Annotated in this window: 15 protein-coding genes and 2 pseudogenes; 11 read left to right on the top strand and 6 right to left on the bottom strand. The window is 67.9% G+C overall.

Features of this window, described 5'->3' with window-relative positions:
- Window positions 1-80 precede the first annotated feature (80 nt).
- Window positions 81-941: pseudogene (locus ACH4TL_RS35045) on the top strand (prephenate dehydrogenase); the annotation flags it as partial.
- 4 nt (window positions 942-945) lie between these two features.
- Here ACH4TL_RS35045 and ACH4TL_RS35040 read toward each other — a convergent pair.
- The 5 genes from ACH4TL_RS35040 to ACH4TL_RS35020 all read right to left on the bottom strand — a co-directional run bounded on the left by ACH4TL_RS35040 (window position 946) and on the right by ACH4TL_RS35020 (window position 7,767).
- A complete protein-coding gene (locus ACH4TL_RS35040; protein WP_398324413.1) occupies window positions 946-1,734 on the bottom strand; it encodes a hypothetical protein in 789 nt (262 codons plus the stop codon).
- A gap of 1 nt (window position 1,735) precedes the next feature.
- Window positions 1,736-4,078 (bottom strand): phosphotransferase, encoded by a 2,343-nt coding sequence (locus ACH4TL_RS35035; protein WP_398324410.1) that lies wholly within the window; start codon window positions 4,076-4,078, stop codon window positions 1,736-1,738.
- 141 nt (window positions 4,079-4,219) lie between these two features.
- Window positions 4,220-5,857, bottom strand: a complete 1,638-nt coding sequence (locus ACH4TL_RS35030; protein WP_398324405.1) for a GH3 auxin-responsive promoter family protein — start codon at window positions 5,855-5,857, stop codon at window positions 4,220-4,222.
- Entirely contained in the window at window positions 5,858-6,589 is a 732-nt protein-coding gene (locus tag ACH4TL_RS35025; RefSeq protein WP_398324402.1) for a DUF6182 family protein, read from the bottom strand.
- Window positions 6,586-7,767: a hypothetical protein gene (locus ACH4TL_RS35020; RefSeq protein WP_398324398.1), complete on the bottom strand. Its 1,182-nt coding sequence runs from the start codon at window positions 7,765-7,767 to the stop codon at window positions 6,586-6,588. Before ACH4TL_RS35020 ends, ACH4TL_RS35025 begins: the two co-directional genes overlap by 4 nt.
- 1,094 nt (window positions 7,768-8,861) lie before the next feature.
- On the opposite strand from ACH4TL_RS35020, the gene ACH4TL_RS35015 reads away from it, so the two are divergent.
- The 4 genes from ACH4TL_RS35015 (at window position 8,862) to ACH4TL_RS35000 (ending at window position 14,105) form a co-directional block, all read left to right on the top strand.
- Window positions 8,862-9,080: a hypothetical protein gene (locus tag ACH4TL_RS35015; protein ID WP_398324394.1), complete on the top strand. Its 219-nt coding sequence runs from the start codon at window positions 8,862-8,864 to the stop codon at window positions 9,078-9,080.
- A gap of 1 nt (window position 9,081) precedes the next feature.
- Entirely contained in the window at window positions 9,082-10,857 is a 1,776-nt protein-coding gene (locus ACH4TL_RS35010) for an acyl-CoA dehydrogenase family protein (RefSeq protein ID WP_398324389.1), read from the top strand.
- Window positions 10,858-10,879: 22 nt separating this feature from the next.
- The gene (locus ACH4TL_RS35005; RefSeq protein WP_398324450.1) at window positions 10,880-12,649 is read left to right on the top strand and encodes an acyl-CoA dehydrogenase; all 1,770 of its coding nucleotides are present in this window, start codon (window positions 10,880-10,882) and stop codon (window positions 12,647-12,649) included.
- A gap of 301 nt (window positions 12,650-12,950) precedes the next feature.
- Window positions 12,951-14,105, top strand: coding sequence for a DegT/DnrJ/EryC1/StrS family aminotransferase (locus tag ACH4TL_RS35000; RefSeq protein WP_398425410.1), 1,155 nt, complete (start codon window positions 12,951-12,953; stop codon window positions 14,103-14,105).
- Between the two features lie 99 nt (window positions 14,106-14,204).
- Here the strand turns inward: ACH4TL_RS35000 and ACH4TL_RS34995 are convergent.
- Window positions 14,205-14,921, bottom strand: a pseudogene (locus ACH4TL_RS34995) (transposase); the annotation flags it as partial.
- 166 nt (window positions 14,922-15,087) lie between these two features.
- On the opposite strand from ACH4TL_RS34995, the gene ACH4TL_RS34990 reads away from it, so the two are divergent.
- The 6 genes from ACH4TL_RS34990 (at window position 15,088) to ACH4TL_RS34965 (ending at window position 22,619) form a co-directional block, all read left to right on the top strand.
- Window positions 15,088-16,377 carry a nucleotide disphospho-sugar-binding domain-containing protein gene (locus tag ACH4TL_RS34990; RefSeq protein WP_398324381.1) on the top strand — a complete coding sequence of 430 codons (1,290 nt, stop codon included), beginning with the start codon at window positions 15,088-15,090 and terminating at the stop codon, window positions 16,375-16,377.
- 31 nt (window positions 16,378-16,408) lie between these two features.
- On the top strand, window positions 16,409-17,476 hold the full coding sequence (locus ACH4TL_RS34985; RefSeq protein ID WP_398324379.1) for a glucose-1-phosphate thymidylyltransferase: 1,068 nt from the start codon (window positions 16,409-16,411) through the stop codon (window positions 17,474-17,476).
- Window positions 17,473-18,459: a dTDP-glucose 4,6-dehydratase gene (gene rfbB, locus ACH4TL_RS34980; RefSeq protein WP_398324376.1), complete on the top strand. Its 987-nt coding sequence runs from the start codon at window positions 17,473-17,475 to the stop codon at window positions 18,457-18,459. The genes ACH4TL_RS34985 and rfbB overlap by 4 nt, the downstream gene beginning before the upstream one ends.
- A gap of 358 nt (window positions 18,460-18,817) precedes the next feature.
- The gene (rfbH, locus tag ACH4TL_RS34975; RefSeq protein ID WP_398324447.1) at window positions 18,818-20,122 is read left to right on the top strand and encodes a lipopolysaccharide biosynthesis protein RfbH; all 1,305 of its coding nucleotides are present in this window, start codon (window positions 18,818-18,820) and stop codon (window positions 20,120-20,122) included.
- Between the two features lie 113 nt (window positions 20,123-20,235).
- Window positions 20,236-21,624 carry an NDP-hexose 2,3-dehydratase family protein gene (locus ACH4TL_RS34970; RefSeq protein ID WP_398324373.1) on the top strand — a complete coding sequence of 463 codons (1,389 nt, stop codon included), beginning with the start codon at window positions 20,236-20,238 and terminating at the stop codon, window positions 21,622-21,624.
- The gene (locus ACH4TL_RS34965) at window positions 21,621-22,619 is read left to right on the top strand and encodes a Gfo/Idh/MocA family protein (RefSeq protein ID WP_398324370.1); all 999 of its coding nucleotides are present in this window, start codon (window positions 21,621-21,623) and stop codon (window positions 22,617-22,619) included. Before ACH4TL_RS34970 ends, ACH4TL_RS34965 begins: the two co-directional genes overlap by 4 nt.
- Window positions 22,620-23,045: the final 426 nt, after the last annotated feature.

Below are 23,045 nucleotides of genomic sequence, written 5' to 3'. Positions count from 1 at the left end.
GGTCCGGGAGTAACGGCTCGATCCGCGCCCACTGCGCATCAGTCAACGGCACACCCGAACCAACGACCTGCTGATCCAAACGAAACTGCCTAGCCCGCTGGTACACCGATGTAGCCAGTGTGAAGAGCGGCCCACGGGCGGACATCCTGGCACTGGGCCTGGACACCGCCCACTACATCGGCGGCCATCCGATGGCCGGCCTGGAGCGCTCCGGCCCGCTGGCTGCGCGTGCAGACCTGTTCGAGGGCCGGCCTTGGGTGCTCACCCCCGAAACGGGCACCGACACCGAGACACTCAACGCCGCCCTCAAACTGATCGCACTCTGCGGCGCGACGCCGATCGTGATGGACACCGCCGCGCACGACCGCGCCGTGGCGCTGATCTCGCACGCACCGCGACTGATCTCTTCGCTGGTCGCCGCCCGGCTGGAACACGCGGACGAAACCGCCGTCCGACTCTGTGGCCAGGGTGTTCGCGATGTCACTCGGATCGCCGCCTCCAACCCCGTGATGTGGGTCGACATCCTCTCCGCCAACGCGGGCGTGGTCGCCGACGTCCTGGAGGAGGTCGCCGACGACCTAGGCGTCACCGTCGCGGCGCTTCGTGCCCTTCAAGCCGACAGCGAGGACGAACGGCGGGCCGGTGCGGAAGGGGTCGAGGCGGTGATCCGCCGCGGCGGCACCGGCCGGGCCCGCGTCCCCGGCAAACACGGCGCGCCGCCCACCCGCTACGAGACGATCACCCTCGTCCTCGGCGACCGCCCCGGCGAACTCGGCCGCCTCTTCGGCGAGGTTGGCGCCCTCGGTGTGAACATCGAGGACGTCACCATCGAACACTCCACCGATCAGCAGGTTGGCCATGTCCAGCTCGCGGTCGCCCCCACTTCGGCCAACGCCCTCATGGCGGGCCTGCGTGACCACGGCTGGAACATCCGGGACTGAGCCCTCACCGGCCGTGCAGGTCCCCCAGCGCACCGCACACCCGTTCCGTCACCGCGTCCACGGAGAGGCCGGAACAGGCGATGCGTCCGACGGCGACATCCGGCCCAGCCGTACGCAGCCAGTCCAGGACCTCGTCGTAGCGCTGCCGTGTCGCGGTCAGAAAGGCCGTGGTCTCGTGCAGTTCGCTGCCACGCGCGCGTACCCGGGTACGCTGCAACGCCTGTGCCACGGGCAGGTCCAGCAGCAGTACCGCCTCGGGTGTTGTCAGGCCCAACCGCCGGCTCAGCTCGGCGTGGATCTCCGGCCCGGACTTGGTGCCCAGGCTCAGCAGCTCGGTGCCGAGCGACCAAGGATCCGTGCCGCCGGAGCACGTCCGGAGCCAGTCGTGGACCGACCGCGCGGCGTCGGGGTCCTGCTTGCCCCACCAGACCTCGATGTCGTCGCCGGGGTCATCGTCCCGCTCAACGCGCCCGAACAGGGGCAGGTACACGAGTGAGTCGATGAGCGGATGGCGGTCGGTGAGCAGAATCGGGCTGGTCTCCAGCGTCTGCCGTTCGGCGGGACCGTACAGGCACAACTGGAGGTAGAGTACGGCGACTTTGAGCTGGACCCTGCCCAGCGCGTCGGCCGCGGCGGACGCGTCGGCAAGGGCCAGGGACAGCTCTGCGAAGGGGCTCTTCGGATCGTCGTGGCCCCGTATGGCGTGCACAACTGCGATGCCGTCCCGCTCGTGGATGCGGCGCAGCACTGTGGTCTTTCCGGTGCCGTCGATGCCGACGAGGGCGACTCTCATGTCACTCACCATCCCGTGGCTGTTCGAGGGACCACAGGTGGAACGACGTCTCCATCACCCGGGGCAGGAAGTCGAACTCGCGCTGGCCGTGTCCGGCCGCGTACAGGGCCAACCGGGTCGTCATGAACCTCCGCAGGGCCAGCTGATATCCCCGGTGCCAGCCGGGGCTGGCGACCACAGCCGCCGCCTCGGGAGACACCGCGGCCACAGCTCGCGCATGCACCGCGAGGAAACGGTCCACCTCTTCTGTCGTGCTCTGCGGGCCCAGGCAGAAGGCCAGGAGTTCCACCACGTCGCGCTGCGGCACGTCGACGGTGGCCAGCTCCCAGTCGTACACGACCGGTCGGCCGTCCCGCAGCGCGATGTTGCGCGGGTTGAAGTCGTTGTGGACCAGGGTGCTGGGCAGCGCCTGCAGTTCCTGCGTCCAGCGTCCGGCGTCCTCGATCATGTCGAGCAGGACCCCCTCACGCTCGGCGTCGACCAGAGCGGGCAGTTCCGCTGCGGCATGGCGGACCAGCGCCTCCCACAGTTCCCGTGATTTGGCCAGCTGTGCGGGCTCCGGTACCCGGTACAGCCAGCCCTCGTCGAGCAGGTCCTGGTCACGGCCGAGCCAGTGTCCGTGGACCCGGGCAATGGCGCGCAGCGCCTCGTCGGTCCGGTCGCTGGTCCACGGTCCGCCGTCGTCGCACAGCCGTTCCATCAGGACGACGTACGCCTCGCGCTCATCGTCCTCCAGAACGCCGTAGCAGCGCGGAAGCAAGTTGGTCAGCACAGACTCCGGGCGCCGGTAGACCGCCAGTTCACGACGGTGCGTGTCGGTGAACTCCGTTTCAGCGCCCCAGCAGCTCCACGCCTGTGCCACGTCCGGGCCGCACAGCGAGACCAGCATCGCGATGCCCGCGACGACTTCCTCACCGCGCGCCTTGACCTTGGCCACCACCTCGGTCGTGGCGGCCGTTCCGTCGCCGTCGGTCCAGCTCACCGTCAGCGGGTGGAGGCCGGTCAGCTTACGGCGCTCACCCAGCGCACCGAGTTCGCTGGAGATCCCGTCGCCGTACAGTTGGGGAGACGGTTTGACCGCGGTGACATGAAGACGGGGATCACCGAGACCCTGTACCAGTACGGGCTGAAGCAGCACCGCATCGAGGTCGCCGTCCTGCAACCAGTCGACGCGCCGGGCCCGACCGAGTCGCTGGTGCGCATCGGCGAACTGACCGCTGACCACCGCCGCCATGGTGGACACGTCGAGCGCGAGGGCGAACCCGGCGACGATCTCGGCGAACCGCCTGACGCCGCCCGCACCCGCGCAGCCGAGCGCGGTGAGCAGATCGCGCTGGTGAGGCAGGGCAGTGCCGCCGCCGACGGTGCCCGCGACCAGGTTGGGAAGCAGGATCGTGGCGAGCAGGTGGTCGCCGTCCATCTGCAGCGAGAAGAGAGACACCCCTGACTCATGGACGCACGCGGCATCCTGTCCTGTCGCCATGAAGAGGGCAGCAACCACGTTCGCGGCGTTGACGCCGTACCCGGTCATCCCGGCCTGCTGGGCCCCGAGGAGCGTGGCGGTGTAGCACTTGACCATGGCCTCGGGGGTGGTCTTGAGGACCGATGCCACCGCGTCGCGGCTCAGCCGGGCCTCGGCAGTCACCCGAGTTCCGCGCCCTGCCAGCATGGATGCCGTGGTCACCTTCTTGTCGCCACTGAGGTTGCCCTCCAGGAGCATGTCACGGGGGCGCAACTCCTCCTCGGTGGCGAGTACGTCGGTCAGCCAACGGCAGATCTGCCAGGTCGCCGCCGTTGTCATGTTCTGCCCGGCGGCGTCGGCGGTCTCGAAGACGAAACGCACGTGCAGGTAGCGGCCGATCTGGTACGGATCGATGGCGACCAGGCGGGTGTACCGGGACACCTGGCCCACCTGTTCTTCCAGTCGATCACGCTGTTCGTGCAGCCAGGCGGTGAACCGCTGCGCGGTCGCGATGTCGGCGAACTCGAACACGGGCGCCCTGGTCATGCGCTGGGACAGCACCGCCGTCGTGACTCCCCCGGATGCGCTGATGGCACGTGCGCCACGGGACGCCGAGGCGACAAGCGCGCCCTCGGAGGTGGCGAACGGAGCCACGATGCTTCCCTGCGCGGCGTCCCCGACGAACAGGAGGGGCCCGGCGAGACCCACCGGCACCTCGACCGAGCCGATGAAGTTCTCCACGTTGCCGACCAGGTTCTGGGCCGTGAGCCCGGTGCTCTCCAGCGACGCCAGTGCTGTTCCGTTACGCTCACGCAACCAGTTCAGCCGCTCTCTGCGGGCGTCCTCGGTGTACTGTCCCCGGCCGGGGATGGTGTCGGTCATACAGCGTTTCTCTCTCCTCGTTGGACGCCGTTCCGCCGGATCGCGGTGAAAGGCGCGCGCACCGGGCGGGGACGGTCGTGGTGTCCGTTGCCGCCAACGGCCCGGACCGCTCCCGCCCGGCCCGACGGCGTCGCAGCGGCGTCAGCCGGAGCTCTCCGGTCCGGTGCTGATGATCCGGTGCCACGCGTCGTCGCCGGGGAGGAAGACACGGTCCTTGACCCGGGGCGGGCGCTGCCCGGCCTGTATGGTGCGCTCCCACTCGCGAAGAAACGCGTCCGGATGGACGGTGACCACCTCGACGGGGTCGATCGTCCCGGCCCTGCGGCCGACCCCGTAGCCGGGGCAGTGCTCCGAGAGCCGGGCGTCGAGGGCCGCGGCCAGAGCTTTTGCGGGTGGACCGGCGAAAGCGACGGCGAGGCGGTAGCGCCCGCCGGCCCCGCTCTCTTCAAGGTCCAGGTGATAGGTGGCGTTGCGGATCTCCGCGCCGGTGTCCTGGCAGGCGGCGCGCAGCGCGCGCAGCGCGGCGGCCTCGGTCAGGTTCTCCCCTGCGGCGGACCGGACGGTGTTGCGGCCCACGTACTCGATGCGCGGTGTGCGTCCGATGTGGCCGATGACCCGGACGAGGTCGGTCACCGCACACCGGTACATGCCGCCGATGTGACTGAACACGAGGTGGTAGTCGCGACCCTCGTCGAGTTCGGTGGGCAGCAGTGTCTCGCTGTCGGCGGTGACCGGCCCGTCGGCCGGAACGAACTCGTACACGCATCCAGGCAGGTACAGGGGCGCGCCGCTGGGGTGCCGGTCGACCGGCACCCCAGCCGGTCCTTCGCAGGACGCGATGGGCGCGGCGAACAGCTGGACGCCGGGCCCGTACGTCTCCCGGACCCGGGGGAGGTACAGGGAGGCGAGCGCGCTGTTCCACACGAGGATGGCGGATAAGCGCGGCCACAGGTGGTAAGGGTGGACCGTGCCGAACGTCGTGGCGTACCGCTCGATCTCGTCGGCGCGTTCCGGGTTCGGTGTCGTGTGCGGCCGCCCGTCCAGGGTGCCAGCTCTGATGTCCTTCACGATCCGGGGCCACAGTTCGCGCAGTTGGTACGGGAGGCCGGCGACCATGGCCGGGTTGATGCCGATGACCACTCTGATGTCCTGCTCGGCGGCGAGGCGCAGCTTGTAGTAGCTACGCTCCCAGGGACCGGTGGCAGCCAGCTCGTCGGGAATGCGGCTCCAAGGCGCCGCGTTGCCCGGTCCGACCGCGGAATCCTCGCCGAACTTGCGGTAGTCGACCTGGCTGGCGCCGATGTGCGGCTGTCCGTTCCGGGCCCGTGCGATCGGCGCGGTGGGGTCCTGCCACAGGTTCAGCACCCCGTTGGGTGCGGCGAGTGCGTGGGGCAGAGTCTCCAACAGGGGGGCGAAGGCGGCGTAGTAGAACGGCAGGAAGGTCTGCCGCATATAGCTGGGCGTGACCGGGATGTGCTTCTCACGACCCGTGCTTCCGCTGGACGAGAAGTAGACGGCCGGGTCGTCGGTGGTCAGCACGTTCCGTTCGCCGTCCATGGCCCGCTCGATCCAGGGCATCAGCGCCTCATGCGTGCGGATCGGAACCGCCCGCCGGAACTCGTCGATGCTCCGCACTGCACCCAGCCCGTGCTCACGGCCGAACGACGTGTTCGCATGCTGCTCCAGGATCCCGGTGAGGAGGTCGCGTTGCACCTCCTCCGGGCGGTCCAGGCTGTCCAGTAGCCGACGGTGCTCCGCCAGTATGCGTTCCGCCTGCATTCAGTGGCCTCCTTGGAGACGGCTTGATTCCAGTACGCCGTACAGTCGTACGTGGTGGGGCTCCGTCCGGCTCCTGGTGATCCGCGTCTGGACCCGGTCGGCGCGGGCGAGGGCGAAGTGGTCGCGGAACTCGGCGGTGTCGAGGGCCTTCCGGTGGTCGACCCGAATGGTGTCACCGGGCCCGATCAGGCCGCGCAGAGCGGCCTCCGCGATGAGGTGGTGTACGTGGACCAGGTATTCGCCAGTACTGACCGCACCGATCGCAACCGCCGCCTCCACCACGTGTCCCGTGGATTTCCCGCCCGGTACGGTCACCGTTATCGGGTCGGTCGGCGCGTCCATCGGTGCCGGTCCGTCGAAGGCCCGCAATAGCCGGGACAGCGGCTGTAGTTCGCCGCGCCGGGCCGGGCCGTACCACGCGTACGGCGCACCCGCGGTGGTGTGGCAGCCCGGGTGTCGAGCTGCCACGCTGGCCGGGCGGCCCGCAAGAAACACCGTTCTGGTGTATGCCCGGAACCACCCCTCGCGCAGGTCGTCCGGGAGTCTCAGGGCGAAGTCGGCGATGCCCGCGATGAACGCCGCCACATCGAGATCGGCCACGACGACCGCGACGCTCACTCCCCAGGAGACCGGCCCATCGCTCAGGCCGTCGCGGGCCGCATGCAGACGGGTCCGCGCCGCGGCGGTGAGGAGTTCCACCTCGGACCGTGCTTCGGACAGCGCCCCGCTCATGTGTAGACCGATCGGAGCACGGGGACCGACAGAGCAGCCCGTCTTCCCCTCACGGATGCCGTCAGCCGGTACGGATCGACGTAGCCGGGCCGGGCCCGCAATCGAGAGAGCGCCGTCATCACCTGCTGCCCTGTCAGGTCGGCGGGGCCGTCAGAGGTATGTTCCAGAAGGCGGGCGGCGTGTCCCACGCATCGGCGCAGCAGGTCCATCCGGAACGACTGCGTGGAGCGCCGGTGCAGCACTCCGGCGAAGTACAGTCGCATCCCGAGCCGGTACGCGGTCCGATCGGCGGAGCCGGAGGTGGCCGAGAGCTCGCGGAGCGTCGTTCCCTTCCAGCCGCCGTACCGACTGGAGCGGACCGTTCCGTTGAGAGGCACCCGGCTGAGGCCGAGACATGTCACGGCGGCGCCGAACTCGGTGAGCACACGCTTGAGCAGCAGGTAGTCGGCGGTGAGTTCGTCGTCGTGGATCAGCAAGAACTCCCGGTCCGGGCGGATCAGCGGCAGGAGCTCGCGCAGGATCGGCACCAGGTAGTTGGGATGCCCCTCGCGGCTGACAAGTTGCCGGACGGGCATACCCCAGCGCGGGCCATCGAGGTAGAGGGGGCCACCGAAGCGCCGGTGATCAATGATCAGGTCCCGCTCCGCCAGCGCCCCGATCACCGGTTGCGTCGCGGTGGCCAGTGGTCGGTCCTCATCCAGGCCCGGGTCGGCGACGCCCAACAGATCCAACTCGGCGCGCCACAGCTCCAGCATGCGTCGACTGGCGGGGTGGATCCAGCCGTCCTGGTCAGCGCGCGCCAGGTAGGAATCGAGTACACGAGGATCGGGTTCCCGGCCTTCCGCATGGAACCGGATATAGCGTTCGCCGATCCCCGTCTCCGATTCACTGCTCCAGTCAGTATCCGGTTCGGTCAGATCGAGATAGTGCCAGAAGGCTGTTGACTGTGTAGTCAGCGTTGCCATGCGGTTGTTCCACACCAGCCGTACCCCGGTGACCGCGGCGCTCGCCTTGACAAGGATGTCGGTCCATAAGAGACCCTTCACATGAGTCGGCGTGAGCGGCTTGGTCGGAGTGATCGTCACCGGTGCCACCACGAGTTCGGGGCCTGCGGCTGTGGCCTGCTGCGATATCTGCGGTGTGTGAAGCGTGCGTGACGGAAACACATCATGGGCCACGAGGTGCTCTTTCCCCACGTCGAGGTGTCGATGGTCTGGAAGGGGCTGAGAGATCGCATTCCCCTTGCGGAGTCCCCGACTTGCCAGGCTTCCGCGGACTCGCAAAACGGCGTTCCATGAGCACGGTGCACCATTCCCTGAGAGGTGCCTCTCGGGCGGGCTCGAACTCCAACAGTCGAGGTTTCGGGAGCGTGTGTGATCCACGCTCGGAACGCTCAGACTGTTCGCCGACAGTGGTCAATTTGCATGGAAAGAGCGGTCGACCAGCTGCCGCTCGAAGGAATCCAATGCGCGCATGATTTTTCTCCGCCCCCGCGATGATTACGATCCTGGCAGCTACCCCATGCCAGTCAGCGCCAGCTTCCCCTCCAGCCGGTCGCCACCAGAACGCAAGCTTGTCCTGCCCCTGCCAGGGATGTCAACGGTGATTCGAATGGTGCTGGCGGGGCCACTGTGACGGCGAAGCGCTTCGCGGGCCAGAAGGAACCGCATGCGAGACCTGGCCTCGATCTCTCGTGACGGCTCATCAGGTCAACTGCTGCGCGCCATTTCGGCTTATCGGGGTGGCTGTGCGCATGGTTGCGGCCCGGCGCCGACGCAACTGGGTGCTGAGATGCGGGCGTTCCCTGCCGACGATCAGCCGCATGCCTATTGCCCTGTCCTTGCGGCAGCCACCGTCCGCAGCGGTCGCTACGTGACCGGCGGCGATGTTGGAAACCGCCGCCCCCGGCCAACTTCCGCACCCACTTGCGGACTTGTGCTCGTGCGGTGTGGATCGCCGTCTGGGCCTGCGGCCCGGCCGAGGCGAGGGCATCGATCGGGCGGGAGACGGTGGGATCCAAGGCCACCGCACCGAGCGCGATCGCCAGGGCCACATCCGGCAAGATCTTCCTCGGATCGTGCACCGCCCGCGAACCCCCGTCGCGGGCGGGCAGGCCCTGTTTCTCTTCCGCGGTCTTCAGCACAAGCGAGCCCTTAGCAGGGCGAAGCATGCTCGGTGGTGTCCCAGTAAGCCTCGCCGGCGCCAAGCCTGCGGATCTCGGAGAGGTCAGGCATAGACGTTGACAAGTTTCCGAACCTTTACGGAACTGGTCTTGGACCGTGCCGCCGAACTCGGCACCCAGGACGCCTGCATCTTCCTGCCGGACGATGCCAACGGATCTGCCCCGGAGCACCTCACCGAGCAGGGCAGGCACTTCACCCGGGTCTCCGGCGTTATGCGCGACGCCGAGGTGCGCGAGGTGCTCGAACCGGCGGTCCGCGAGACCGTCGCCGACACCACCGGCTCCTCGTCGGCGCAGGCAGGTGTCTGAGATGCAGGATCCGGCGTACCGGACCGCCGAGGAGCTGGACCGCTTCCTCGGCGATCCCGACGACCCGAGCGGCTGGTTCTCACACGCGCGCTGCCTGGATCTTGACGAGAAGGAGGAGTTCCCCGCCGAGATCTGCCGCCGTCTCGACGACTGGGGGCTGCCCTCCTACTACGTGCCCGAGGAGCACGGCGGCCGGCTGACCGGCTACGCGGGGCTGATCCAGCTCATACGCGTCATCGCCCGCCGCGATCTCACCGTCGCGATCGGCCACGGCAAGACCTACCTCGGCGGCGTCTGCGTCTGGGTGGCGGGACGCGCGGAGCAGGCCGCGCGCCTGGGCGCCGATGTCCGGGCCGGAGTTCCCGTCTCCCTTGGCCTGACCGAGCGCGACCACGGCAGCGACCTGCTCGCCAGCGAGGTGCAGGGCGCCGCTGGCGCCGAGGGCTGGGTGGTCAGCGGCGAGAAGTGGCTGATCAACAATGCCACCCGGGGCAGCCTGCTGTCTCTGCTCGCCCGCACCGCCACGGCCGGCGGCCCGCGCGGCTTCAGCATCCTGCTGGTGGACAAGCGCGAGCTGGACAAGGGCATGTACCACCACCTGCCCAAGGTGCACACGCACGGCATCCGCGGCGCCGACATCTCCGGCATCGCCTTCGACCAAGCGCGCATCGACCGCTCCGCGCTGGTCGGCGCTGAGGGCGGAGGTCTGGAAATCGCACTCAAGGCTCTGCAGCTGACCCGCACCCTGTGCGCCGCCCTCTCCCTGGGCGCGGCGGACCACGGCCTCAGGCTCGCCGTGGATTTCACCCAGCAGCGTGAGCTGTACGGCAGGCTGCTGGGCAACCTGCCGCAGGCGCGCCGGACGCTGGGCACGGCCGCGGCCGACGTGCTGCTGCACGAGGCGCTGGCGATCGTCGCTTCCCGCCTGGTGCACACCCAGACCGACGAGATGAGCATCACCGCGGCGGTCACCAAGTACACGCTGCCCAGCGGCACTGAGGACGTTCTCGCCCGGCTCACCCAGCTGCTCGGCGCCCGCGCCTTCCTCAAGGGCGTCCACGCGGGCGGCATGTTCCAGAAAGTCGAGCGCGACCACCGGATCGTCGGACTGTTCGACGGGAACACGCTGGTCAACCTCAACTCCCTGGTCAATCAGTTCCGGTCGCTGGTGCGCGGCCGACGGCGCGGCACCGGCGACACGGCCGGCGCCCGGGCGGCATACGACCTGTCCCTGCCGGTGCCGGTGTTCCGACCCGACCGGCTGTCCCTGGTGGCGCGGCACGGCAGCGGCGTCCTGGCCGGGCTCAACGAGTCCGTCGCCCGGCTGGCCGCGCTGGCCGGGGAGCAGCCCGCGCTGGCCCCGGCCGCCGAGGCCGCCCGGCGGATCGCGGCCGTCAGCGACCGCGTCCATGCCGAGATGGAGCGGTGGCAGGGCGTGCTCGGGGACGTGCCACCCGCCGCGTTCGAGACCGCCCGCCGCTACACCCTGTGCCACACCGCGGCGGCATGCCTCGGCCTGTGGACGCACAGCTCGCGACTGTTCACCGGCACCAGCGCCGCCCCGCTGTGGCAGGACGGCCTGTGGCTGCGCGCCGCCCTGGGCCGGCTTCTCGAGCGGTTGGGCGAGCCGGACGCCGGGGACGGCGAAGCGTACGAGGAGCTGGTCGACCACCTGGTCGCCACCCGGCGCTCCGGTGAGCTCTTCTCGCTGTACCCCTACCGGCTGCCGGCGGCGAGCCTCCGGTCGGCGGACGACTCGACCAGCGTGAGCAACTGACGTGAGCAACCGAGAGGACGCCATGCTGATGGGTAGCACGGCCAACGGGCCGCACGGAGCGGGGCCGTACCCGCCCGGCGGTCAGGAGGACCGGGTCGTCGCCCGGGTCGCCGAGCTGGAGAAGCGGCTGGGCGACCCTACCGACGCATGCGGTGAGGTCTCGTACGCCAGGCTGCTGGAGGCCGACGAGCGCGCGGAGCTGTCCAAGGACGGCGAGCGGGCGCTGGACGACCTGGTGCTCAACGCGGACTTTGTACCCCACCGACTCGGCGGCCGGCTGGAGCGCATCGACACCCTCGTACGGGTGATGCGCCAGGTCTTCCGCCGCGACATCACGCTCGGCCTCGGCTACGGCGTCACCTCCTTCATGGCCGCCGTCAACATCTGGAGATCGGGCACCGGCGAGCAACAGCGGCGGCTGGCCGAGCTGCTCCTGGACGGGGGGAAGGTGTCTGTCGCCTACCACGAGCTTGCGCACGGGAACGACTTCGTGCGCAACGAGTTCCAGGCCCACCCGGTGGCCGGGGGCTATCTGCTGAACGGCGCCAAGCAGGTCATCAACAACGCCGACCGGGCCGCCGCCTGGGTGCTGTTCAGCCGCACCAGCCCCGCGCCCGGCAGCCGCAGCCACTCGGTCGTGCTGGCCGAAGGAGCCGAGCTCGACCAGGCCCGCTACCGCTTCCTGCCCCGCTATGACGCGGTCGGCGTGCGCGGCTGCCACCTGTCGGGTCTGGAGTTCACCGACTGCCCGGTGCCCGCCTCCGCGCTCGTGGGCGACGAGGGCAAGGGCGTCGAACTCGCCTTGCAGGCCTTCCAGATCACCCGCAGCGCCGTCCCCGGCATGGCTCTCGGCGCCGTCGACACCGCCCTGCACACCGTCACCGGCTTCGCGCTCGGCCGGCGGCTGTACCGCAAGTCCGTCATGGACATCCCGCACGCGAGGGCCACCCTGTCAACCGCCTTCCTCGACCTGCTGATCTGCGACAGCCTCTCGCTGGCCGCGACCCGCTCCGTCCATGTACTGCCGGACCAGACCAGTGTCTGCGCCGCCGCGGTCAAGTATCTGGTGCCGAAGATGCTCACCGATGCGATGTACGACCTGTCGATCGTGCTCGGCGCCCGGTTCTACGTCCGCGAGGGCGAGTTCGGGATCTTCCAGAAGCACTTGCGCGACCTGCCGGTGCTCAGCCTCGGCCACGCCGGCTCGGCCGCCTGTCAGGCCACGATCATCCCGCAGCTGTCCCGGCTCGCGCGCCGCTCCTGGTTCAGCGACGACCCGGCGCCAGGATCGGTCTTCCGGCTGCACGACGACCTGCCGGACATCCCGTTCGACCGGCTCACCCTGGCCAGCGGCCGCGACGGGATCAGTGCCTTGCTTGTCGCGGCCGTCGACGAACTGCCCATCAGCACCCCCGAGGAGCGGGCGGCGCATGGTGCCGCGCTGCGCCTCATGGACGAGTTGCGGCAGATCCAGGAGCAGAGCCTCGGCCTCGCCCCCCAAGACCGCACCACCCTGGCCAGCCCGACCGCCTTCGCCCTGGCCGGCCGGTACGCGGTGCTGCTCGCCGCCGCCTCGGTGATCGGCGTCTGGCAGCAGGCCCAGGGCGGCTCCGACAGCTTTCTCGCCGACCCGGCGTGGCTGGCCGCCGCCCTGCACCGGCTCGCCCGGCAGCTCGGCCGCCCCGTACCCGACCTACCCGAATCCTGCGAGGAACGGCTGCACCAGGAGGTGCTGGCCCGCTTCCAGGAGAACCGCAGCTACGACCTGTACAACACCCCGCTGGCCGGCTGATCTGCCGCGGGTGCCGGAATACCGCGAGCCTCACCGCACGTCAGCCCCCGGCGACATCACGCCAACAAGGTCAGTAAAGAACAGCCAAATCTCGGGGTCCGAGGCCCGGCGCTTTGCCGCCCTTTTAGCGCCGCGCCACACGGTGGAGCCCCGCCATCGTCTCCTCATACAGAGTGAACACATTCTGGAAAGCCACTCGAATCGTTCTGACGTCGGCCAGCTCCCACCTGCCAGGCGGTACTCCCTTTCACGGCTCCAGCTGGGCCGGGTGAGGCCGTTCAGGATCGGCTATCAGCCGGATATGCGAAAGGTAGTCATGATCAATCTCTTTGAGCCCCAAGTCGGAGCGAGGGAACTTGCCGCGGTTGCCGAGACCTTCGAAGACAAGTGGTTGGGACATGGTCCTCGCACTCGGGCCTTCGAGGCCGCGTTCGCGGAGCACATCAATGTGCCCGCCGAACACGTCGTCTTCCTCAACTCGGGTACTGCAGGGCTTTTCCTTGCCCTGGAGTCGATGGACCTACAGGTCGGAGACGAGGTGGTGCTGCCGTCCCTCAGCTTCGTCGCTGCCGCGAACGCCGTACTCAGCTGTGGTGCCCGGCCGGTCTTCTGCGACGTCGACCCCCGCACCCTCAACCCCACGGCCGAGGATATCGAGCAGGCGCTCACGCCCCGCACCAGGGCAGTGGTCGTCCTGCACTACGGGGGCTCGCCCGGTGACATCGTGCGCATCGCGGGCCGTTGCCGGGAGCTGGGTGTCACACTCGTCGAGGACGCGGCCTGTTCGGTGGCCTCCCGGGTGGACGGCCGGGCCGTGGGGTCCTTCGGTGAAATTGCCATGTGGAGCTTCGACGCCATGAAGGTGCTGGTCACCGGCGACGGAGGAATGATCTACCTCAAGGACCGAGAACGAGCTGTACGGACCAGACGGCTGGCCTACCACGGGCTGGCCCAGCCCAGCGGTTTCGGTCATGCGAAAGTCAGCTCCCGCTGGTGGGAATTGGACATCCCCGAGCCCGGCCGCCGTGTCATCGGTAACGATCTCACAGCCGCGATCGGCGCCGTACAGCTGAGCCGGCTCCCCGAGTTCGTACGCCGCCGCCAGGAGATCTGCGCGCTCTACGACCATGAACTGGCCGAGGTGCCCGGGTTGCTGCTGCCCCCCGCCCTTCCGGACGGCCACGAGTCCACCCACTACTTCTACTGGGTGCAGACGGCCCCGGAGATCCGGGACGATCTAGCCAGCGACCTCTACAAGGACGGCATCTACACGACCTTCCGTTACGCACCGCTGCACAAGGTCCCCACCTTTGGCTCCCAGAGCCTTCCGCTGCCTCACTCGGACTGGGCCGCGGAACGGACCCTGTGCCTGCCCCTGCATCCCGGCCTGAGCGACGGCGACGTGCGCACTGTCGCGGCGGCCGTGCACAAGGCAATCGAGAACCGCCGCGGGTGACGTGGTGGGCCCCTGGATGCAGATGCTCGCGCTAACCCGGGAAGGCCCGGCTCTGGGAACCACGCCGACTGCGACTCCGCCTCTTCTCCGCCGGCGCCGACGCAACTGGTCGCCGGGGTGCGGGCGTTCCCTGCCGACGATCAGCCCATGCCTTTTGCCCTGCCCTTGAGGCAGTCACCGCCCGCGTCGAGTTCGGCGACGCGGGCGCCGTCACGGATGGCTCCACTCCACCGGGTTCGATGGCCCCGGTCCAGGCAGAGCCCGGAATCTTGAGGACGGCCTGGTGGATGGCGTCGATGACGGCCATACCGGTCGAGCAGGACAACCACCGGCCGCGCCGGGCGAGCCAGGCCACGAACTCATGGGCGCCACCACCGGAATCGGTACGGATCACCGTCCGGCGCCCGCGCCTACTTCTTCGGCAGCTGAACCAGGGCGAGTCCAGCGGTCGCTACGTGACCGGCGGTGGTGTTGGAACCCGCGGCCCCCGTCAACTTCCATATTTAGTCGCGGACTTGTGCTCGTGCGGTGTGGATCGCCGTCAGGGCCTTCGGCCCGGCCGAGGCGAGGGCATAGACGGGCGGGAGACGGTGGGATCCGAGGCCACCGCACCGGACACGGCCGGCTCGGCCCGCAGCATGACCACATCGGGCCAAGCAGTCACCGCCGAGCCCGATCGCCAGGCCCCACCGGGCAGGATCGTCCCCGGATCGTGCACCGCCCGCGGCTTGCGCCACGGCGTGCCAGTACCGCCGATATCGCCTTCTCCAGCCCGGCCCTGCGGACCGTCTGAACCAACAAGGCACCGCCGGACCTGCGAGGCCACAGCCCGGCCACCGCGTACTGGACCGCGCGTCGACGCAGGGACCGCGTTGAACCGCCATGCAGGCGCACAGCGCAAGCGGTTCTTTAGAACCGGCCTGCACCCTGCTGGCGAACGGCAACAGCCAGCGTCGAACGGACAACCTCAAGGAGGTTAGCGATGCGCATTCTCTTCAACGTCTTTCCGGCATCGTCACATGTATATCCAGTCGTCCCCATGGCATGGGCGCTGCAGGCCGCTGGTCACGAAGTCGTGATGGCCACCTCTGAAGCCCCGGTCGACCCGAACTTGTTCATGAATATCGCCTCGGCCGGCCTTACCGCAGTGTCACTGGGCGGCAAGGAGGAACTCGCCGCCTCGCTGGAGCCCCACCTCGCCGCTGCGAACCGCCCCAACCGACGTACCGCGGCGATCGACCCGGATGACGAGAACTCCTGGCGCACCTGCCAGGCCATGCTGACTGACCTGCTCAACGCGCACTATCCGCCGGAGTCGGTCAGCGGCGGTCGCCGACCAGTCGTGGACTCGCTGGTGGAATTCGCCCGTGACTGGCGCCCGGATCTGGTGCTGTGGGACCCACTGGCTCCGACTGGCGCGGTGGCCGCGCGTACCTGCGGCGCGGCCCACGCCCGCCTCCTGTTCGGCATGGACAACGTCGGTCTGGTCCGTTCCAAAATGCGGCAGGAGCTGGCCGATGCGTCCTCCGGCATGACGGAGGACCCGTGGATGCCGTGGCTGGAACCGATGCTGGAGCGGTACGGTCTCGACTTCACCGAGGAGACGCTGCTCGGCCAATGGACCCTGGACCTGACTGCGGCGCGGATGAGCTACCCGCTGGATCTGAGGTACGTACCGGTCCGTTGGATCCCGTACAACGGCGGCGGCAGTCTTCCGGAGTGGCTGCACACCCAGCCCGAGCGGTCCCGGGTGGTATTCACACTCGGCCAGACCCGCCGACTCCTCGATGGTCCGCAAGGTGGCTTCCCGCTGCGGGAGTTCTTCGACTCCGTGTCCGACCTGGACCTGGAGATAGTCGCAACGCTGAACAGCGACCAGCTGGCTGCCGTGGGTGCGCTCCCGGACAATATCCGTGCCATCGGATACGTACCGCTCAACCAGATACTGCCTACCAGCTCGGCAGTCATCCACCACGGCGGCGGAGGCACCTCCGGTGCCTGCGTGGCGTTCCAGGTACCACAGCTGATCGTGCCGATCCCGTTGTGGGACGAGAACAACGTGGCGCAGTACATCCGCCGCCGGGGCGCCGGACTGGTCGTCGACCCCGCGGCGATCGACGTCGACAGCATGCGGAAAGACCTCGTCCGGTTGATAACGGAGCCGTCATTCCGGACCGGGGCCCGCGACCTGTACGAGGACATGCTGGCCGCCCCGGCGCCGAAGGACGTAGTTCCAATCCTGGAGAGGCTGGTCACGGAGCATCGCGGCTGAAAGGCAGCGCCCACGAAGTGAGAGGACCACTATGAAAGCTCTGGTGTTGGCCGGCGGATCGGGCACCCGTCTACGGCCTTTTAGCTACTCGATGCCCAAGCAGCTCATCCCCATAGCGAACACGCCGGTCCTGGAATACGTCGTGCGGAACATCCTGGACCTGGGCGTGAACGACATCGGCATCATCGTCGGCGGCCTCGACAACGAGATCCAGCAGGCCCTCGGGGACGGATCGCGGTTTGGAGCTCGGCTGACCTATATCCTTCAGGAGGCTCCGCTCGGTCTTGCTCACGCAGTCTCCATCGCCCGGGACTTCCTCGGTACCGACGACTTCGTGATGTATTTGGGCGACAATATGCTGCCCGACGGAATCTCGGACATCGCCGAGGATTTTGCCGCCTGCCGCCCGGCAGCCCATGTCGTGGTGGGCAAGGTCGCGGACCCGAGTGCCTTCGGTGTGGCTGAGCTGGGCCCCGGCGGTGAGGTACTGCGCCTGGTGGAGAAGCCGCAGCAGCCACGCAGTGACCTGGCCTTGATCGGCGTGTACCTCTTCACCGCCGCGATTCACGAGGCGATTGCGGCTATCACGCCCGGCGCCCGTGGTGAGCTGGAGATCACCGATGCGATCCAGTGGCTGGTGGCGAGCGGCGCGGACGTACGGGCAAGCCAGTACCAGGGCTACTGGAGAGACACCGGGAAGGTCGGGGACGTCCTGACGTGCAACGAGCGCATCCTAGAAGGCCTCCGGCCCTCCGTGGATGGTGTGGTCGACGACGCCAGCGTGCTGGTGGGGCCGGTTGTCGTGGAAGAAGGGGCACGCATCGTGCGCTCCCGCATCGAGGGGCCGGCGATCATCGGTGCGGGCACAGTGGCGGAGGACAGCCATATCGGCCCGTACACGTCCATGGGACGCGGCTGTACGGTCGTCAGAAGCCGGCTGGCGCACTCCATAGTCCTGGACGGGGCGTCGGTCACCGGCCTCCAGGGCATGCACAGTTCCATCATCGGTCGCTCCGCCTCCGTCGGTATCACCACGCAGGGCACGGACCGTTACCGTCTGGTCGTCGGAGACCACACCCAGGTGGAAGTTGCGGCATGAGAATCCTAGTCACCGGTGGATCTGGGTTCATAGGCTCACATTTCGTCCGTAACCTCCTCGCGAACAACTACGCGGGCTGGGAGGACGCCCAGGTCACTGTCCTGGACAAGCTGACCTACGCGGGCAACCGCAGCAATCTGCCGGTCTCGCACCCGCGTCTGGAGTTCGTCCAGGGCGATATCTGCGACGCGGGGCTGCTGCGCGAACTGCTGCCCGGACATGACGCCATGGTGCACTTCGCAGCGGAGTCCCACGTGGACCGCTCGCTGGCCGACGAGGAAGAGTTCTACCGCACCAATGTCCTGGGCACCCAGACGTTGCTCCACGCCGTGGTGGACAGCGGTGTCCAGCGGGTTGTGCACGTCTCCACCGACGAGGTGTACGGATCGGTGGAAGAGGGTTCCTGGACCGAGGACTGTCCGCTGTTGCCCAACAGCCCCTACGCAGCCTCCAAGGCCTGTTCCGACCTGGTTGCCCGCTCTTACTGGCGCACACATCGAGTGAACCTCTCCGTCACGCGCTGTTCCAACAACTACGGGCCGTACCAGCACCCCGAGAAGCTCATCCCGCTGTTCGTCACCAACCTGCTTGAGGGGCAGCAGGTGCCGCTCTACGGCGACGGACGCAACATCCGCGAATGGCTGCACGTGGACGACCACTGCCGCGGCATCCATCTCGTGCTCGAAGGCGGCCGGCCAGGCGAGATCTACAACATCGGCGGCGGCAACGCCCGGACCAACCGCGCCGTCACTGAACGCTTGCTCGACTTAACTGGCCAGGGACAGGAGATGATCCGCTACGTCGCCGACCGCGCGGCACACGACCTGCGGTACTCCATCGACGATTCCAAGATCCGCAAAGAACTGGGCTATGTGCCGCTGACCAGCTTCGAGGAAGGACTGGCCGCTACCGCGGAGTGGTACCGCAACAATCCAGGCTGGTGGAAGTCCGTCAAGTACGGAACCGAAGGTGCGGCCGGCTGAGCAAGGCGGAGCTGCCGGGCTTCGTGTCACGGGCCTTGAGGGCACCAGCTACCCGGGTCGCTGCATCGGAGACCTGGTCGTTCGAGTCCTGTGGTCACTTGCCGCCCTGCTGCGTCCGATCCCGTCGTGACGCGGACGATGCGGTGCTGCGCCTCGCCAATGTGATCGGCACCGTGGCGTCGGCCGGCAGCCTCTTCGGCATCGTCGCCGCGCACTCGCCACGTTCTGCTGCGGAGTGGCAGCAACTGGATATCTCACGAGCGCTGTGCCTCCTGGGACGGATGCCGCGGCGCACCCTCGATGCCTCGTTGCGGAACCCGCTCGCGACCACGGCGCCAGCCAACGGAAGGACATGACGATGACTGTCAACAAGGACACCGTGCTGGATGTGGTTCGCAGATACCATCGGGAAACCGCATCAGACGCAGTGTTCAAGCCCGGAGTGACGGAGATTTGGCCGTCCGGCGCGGTTCTGGACGAAGAGGACCGGGTCGCCATCGTTGAGGCCGCACTGGCCATGCGTATCGCTGCCGGACCCAGCTCCAAGAAGTTCGAGTCCGAATTCGCCAAGCTCCTGAAGCGGCGAAAGGCCCATCTGACGAACTCGGGTTCGTCGGCGAACCTCCTCGCCATCTCGGCTCTGACCTCCGAGACGCTCGGCGACAGAAGGCTGAAGCCGGGGGACGAGGTGATCACTGTTGCGGCGGGGTTTCCCACCACCGTGAACCCGATTCTGCAGAACGGACTCATACCTGTCTTCGTGGACGTGGAACTGCCGACATACAACACCACGGCCGACCGGGTGGCAGAGGCGATCGGCCCCAGGACTCGGGCGGTCATCATCGCTCATGCGCTCGGCAACCCCTTCGAGGTAGCCGAGGTGGCCCAGCTCGCCAAGGACCACGACCTCTTCTTCGTCGAGGACAACTGCGACGCGGTCGGCACCGTCTACGACGGCCGGATCACCGGCACCTTCGGCGACATGAGCACGGTCAGCTTCTACCCCGCGCACCACCTCACCATGGGCGAGGGCGGATGCGTCCTCACCTCCAACCTCCGCCTGGCCCGCGTGGTGGAATCGCTGCGCGACTGGGGCCGGGACTGCTGGTGCGAACCGGGCAAGTGCAACACCTGCTTCAAACGGTTCGAGTACCAGATGGGCAACCTGCCCGCCGGGTACGACCACAAGTACATATTTTCCCATGTCGGTTACAACCTGAAAGGAACCGACATCCAGGCGGCACTAGGCCTGACGCAGCTTGCCAAGCTCGACAGCTTCATCGAGGCGCGACGCCACAACTGGCGCCGCCTACGCGAAGGCATGGACGGCCTTCCGGGCCTGCTGCTTCCCGAGCCGACCCCGCGATCCGATCCGAGCTGGTTCGGCTTCGTCATCACCGTCGACCCGGAGGCCCGCTTCACGCGCGCCGAACTGGTCGCACACCTGGAGGAACGGAAGATCGGCACCCGTCGGCTGTTCTCCGGCAACCTCACCCGGCAGCCGGCCTACATCGGCCGTCCCCACCGCATCGTCGGCGACCTCGCCAACAGCGACATTATCACTGAGCACACCTTCTGGATCGGCGTCTACCCAGGGCTCACGGACGAAATGCTGGACTACATGGTCGCCACGATCAAGGGGTTCGTAGCCGAGCGCGGCTGAAAGCCTGCCACCGGATCCGCTCACGGAGAGGGCCGAGGTGCTCGTCGCGACGCAGCTCAGTAGGCGTGAAGCCCTCCGCATCCGCATCACCAGAAGCCAGGGGAGTTACTTCAATGCCGTCCCATGTTCTCCAGAGGCGTGAGATCCAGAGCCTGCCGGCACGTATCGCCGCATCGGCCGCAACCACTCACGGAGTGCAGCTGCCTACCGAGCACTTCGACAGCTGGCTGACCGAACGACGCAAAGCCAATACCTTCCGCGTGGACCGAATACCGTTCGCAGAAATGGACGGTTGGTCATTCCAGGAGCACACCGGGAATCTGGTGCATCAAAGTGGCCGCTTCTTCACCGTCGAAGGGCTGCACTTCACGGAAGACAGCCAACCTTATGGCGATGGCCCGTACAGCGACTGGTACCAGCCCATCATTCGGCAGCACGAAGTGGGTGTCCTCGGCATCCTCGTCAAGGAGTTCGACGGAGTGCTGCACTTCCTGATGCAGGCGAAGATGGAACCGGGCAATCCCAACCTGCTCCAGCTCTCGCCTACGGTCCAGGCGACCCGCAGCAACTACACCAAGGCCCACAAGGGCGGGGATGTCAAGTACATCGAGTATTTCGTCGGGCCGGACCGCGGCCGGGTCATCGTCGACGTGCGTCAGTCCGAGCACGGCTCATGGTTCTCCCAGAAATCCAACCGCAACATGGTTGTGGAGGCGGCGGGCGATGTGCCGCTGTCGGACGACTTCTGCTGGCTGACTCTTGGCCAGATCAATGAGTTGCTGCACCGGGACAATGTGATCAACATGGACTCGCGCACGGTGCTGTCGTGCCTGCCCGTCGAGGACATGTCGGGCGACGCTCTGCTTTCCGACACCGAACTGCTCTCGTGGATCACCGGTGAGCGCACCCGGCACTGCGTGCGGACCGAGCGGGCCCCGCTGGGCCTTCTCCCCGGCTGGAAGTGCCGCGCAAGTGCGATCGAACACGAAACGGGCCGCTACTTCAACGTCGTGGCTGTGTCCGCTCAGGCGGAGAACCGCGAGGTGACCGGCTGGACCCAGCCCCTGTTCGAGCCGGTCGGCCCGGGCGTTCTCGCCTTCCTTACCCGCGAGGTCGAGGGCATCCCGCATGTGCTGGTGCAGGCCCGCGTCGAACCCGGCCTAGTCGACACCGTCGAGCTGGGACCGACCGTGCAGTACACCCCGCACAACTACGCCCACCTACAGGAGCAGGAGCGCCCTCGGTTCGCGGAATGGGTGCTGCGCGCTGCCAGCGACCGTATCCGCTACGACGCCGTGCACTCGGAGGAGGGAGGCCGTTTTCTCAATGCCGAGAGCCGCTGCCTCATCGTCGAGGCGGACGCTCCGCTGGATCCTCCGCCCGGCTACGCCTGGGTCACCCCCGCGCAGCTCACTTCCCTGGTCCAGCACAGCCACTACCTCAACGTCCAGGCCCGCACCATGCTTGCCTGTCTCAACGCGATGAAGACCGGAACCCGATGACCGCCCCGCTCCGGGTGGGGGTGATCGGATGCGCGAATATCGCGGTACGCCGGATGCTTCCCGCCTTCGCCTCCTGTCCCGACATCGAGGTCGCGGCGGTGGCCAGCCGCGACCTGGACAAGGCGCGGCGGGTCGCGGAGCGTTTCGACTGCCGTGCCATCCACGGGTACGGAGAGCTCCTGGAACTGGACGACATCCATGCCGTCTACGTGCCGTTGCCCGCGGCACTGCATGCCAGGTGGGTCGAGGCGGCGCTGCGCACGGGCAGACACGTCCTCGCCGAGAAGCCCATCTCCACCCAATATGCCTGCACCAGTGACCTGTTCGAGCTCGCCGCCTCTCGTGACCTGGTGCTCATGGAGAACGTCATGTTCGTCCATCACCGCCGACACGAAGTCGTGCGGCACCTGGTCGCGGACGGGGCGCTGGGTGAACTGCGCTCATTTCACGCGGCCTTCACCATCCCGCCGCTTGCGGACAGTGACATCAGGTACAGGCCGGAGCTCGGTGGCGGAGCCCTGATGGACGTCGGGATCTATCCCTTGCGGGCCGCACTGCACTTACTGGGCCCCGAACTCGACATCATCGGCGCCTGCCTCGTCCAGGGAACGGGACGGCAGGTCGACACCTCTGGCGCCGCATTGCTGAGCTCTCCCGGCGGCGTCACGGCCGAGATCACCTTCGGCATGGAGCACACCTACCGCTCCGCTTACGAACTGCGGGGCAGTGACGGCAGCTTGACCGTTGACCGGGCCTTCACCCCGCCCGCCGGAGATGTCCCCGTCATCGGCCTCCGCCGCGGCGCGAAGGCCGAGGAGATCCGCCTGGAGCCGCACAATCAGGTGAAGGCCACCGTATCGGCATTCGCCGCTGCCGTGCGTGCCGGCACCTCGCCGGATGTCGGCGACACCCTGCGGCAGTCAGAACTCCTCAGCAGGATCAGTCGGCTTGCCTCGCAAGGCAGACGCAGAGGCTCCAAGGACGGCGACGATTGATCCGGTACGTGACAGCCGACACGGGGCGAAGTCCCTGGCCACCGACTCAACTGGTTCAACGCAGTTTTCACGGCGTTCTTCACAGCGATTCAAGCGCACGCCCGGCGTTGAGCCGCTGCACCGTCGAGTCCGACCTTGGCATCGTACGGAGGACACCCCTCATGACCGACACTGCATCTGCAACCACCCCGGGGACCGCGCCTGAACAGGGCGCCGACGGCCCCTCACCCGCGACCACTCCGCGTGGTGCTGCGACCACTCCGGCAGTTCCCGAAGAGCGTCTGCGGTCTCTGCTGAGCGGCATCGAACTGCGTGAGTGGCTGGCCGGCGTCTCCGGAGCGGAGGACGGAGCGGCCGAAGCGTTGCTGCGCAACTTGGCTGACGCACCCTGATTCCGAGGTGCGGAAGATGACCACGATTCATCTG

Source organism: Streptomyces sp. NPDC021115 (assembly GCF_044333065.1).
Taxonomy (GTDB): Bacteria; Actinomycetota; Actinomycetes; order Streptomycetales; family Streptomycetaceae; genus Streptomyces.
This window is presented reverse-complemented; position numbering and strand designations above follow the sequence as displayed.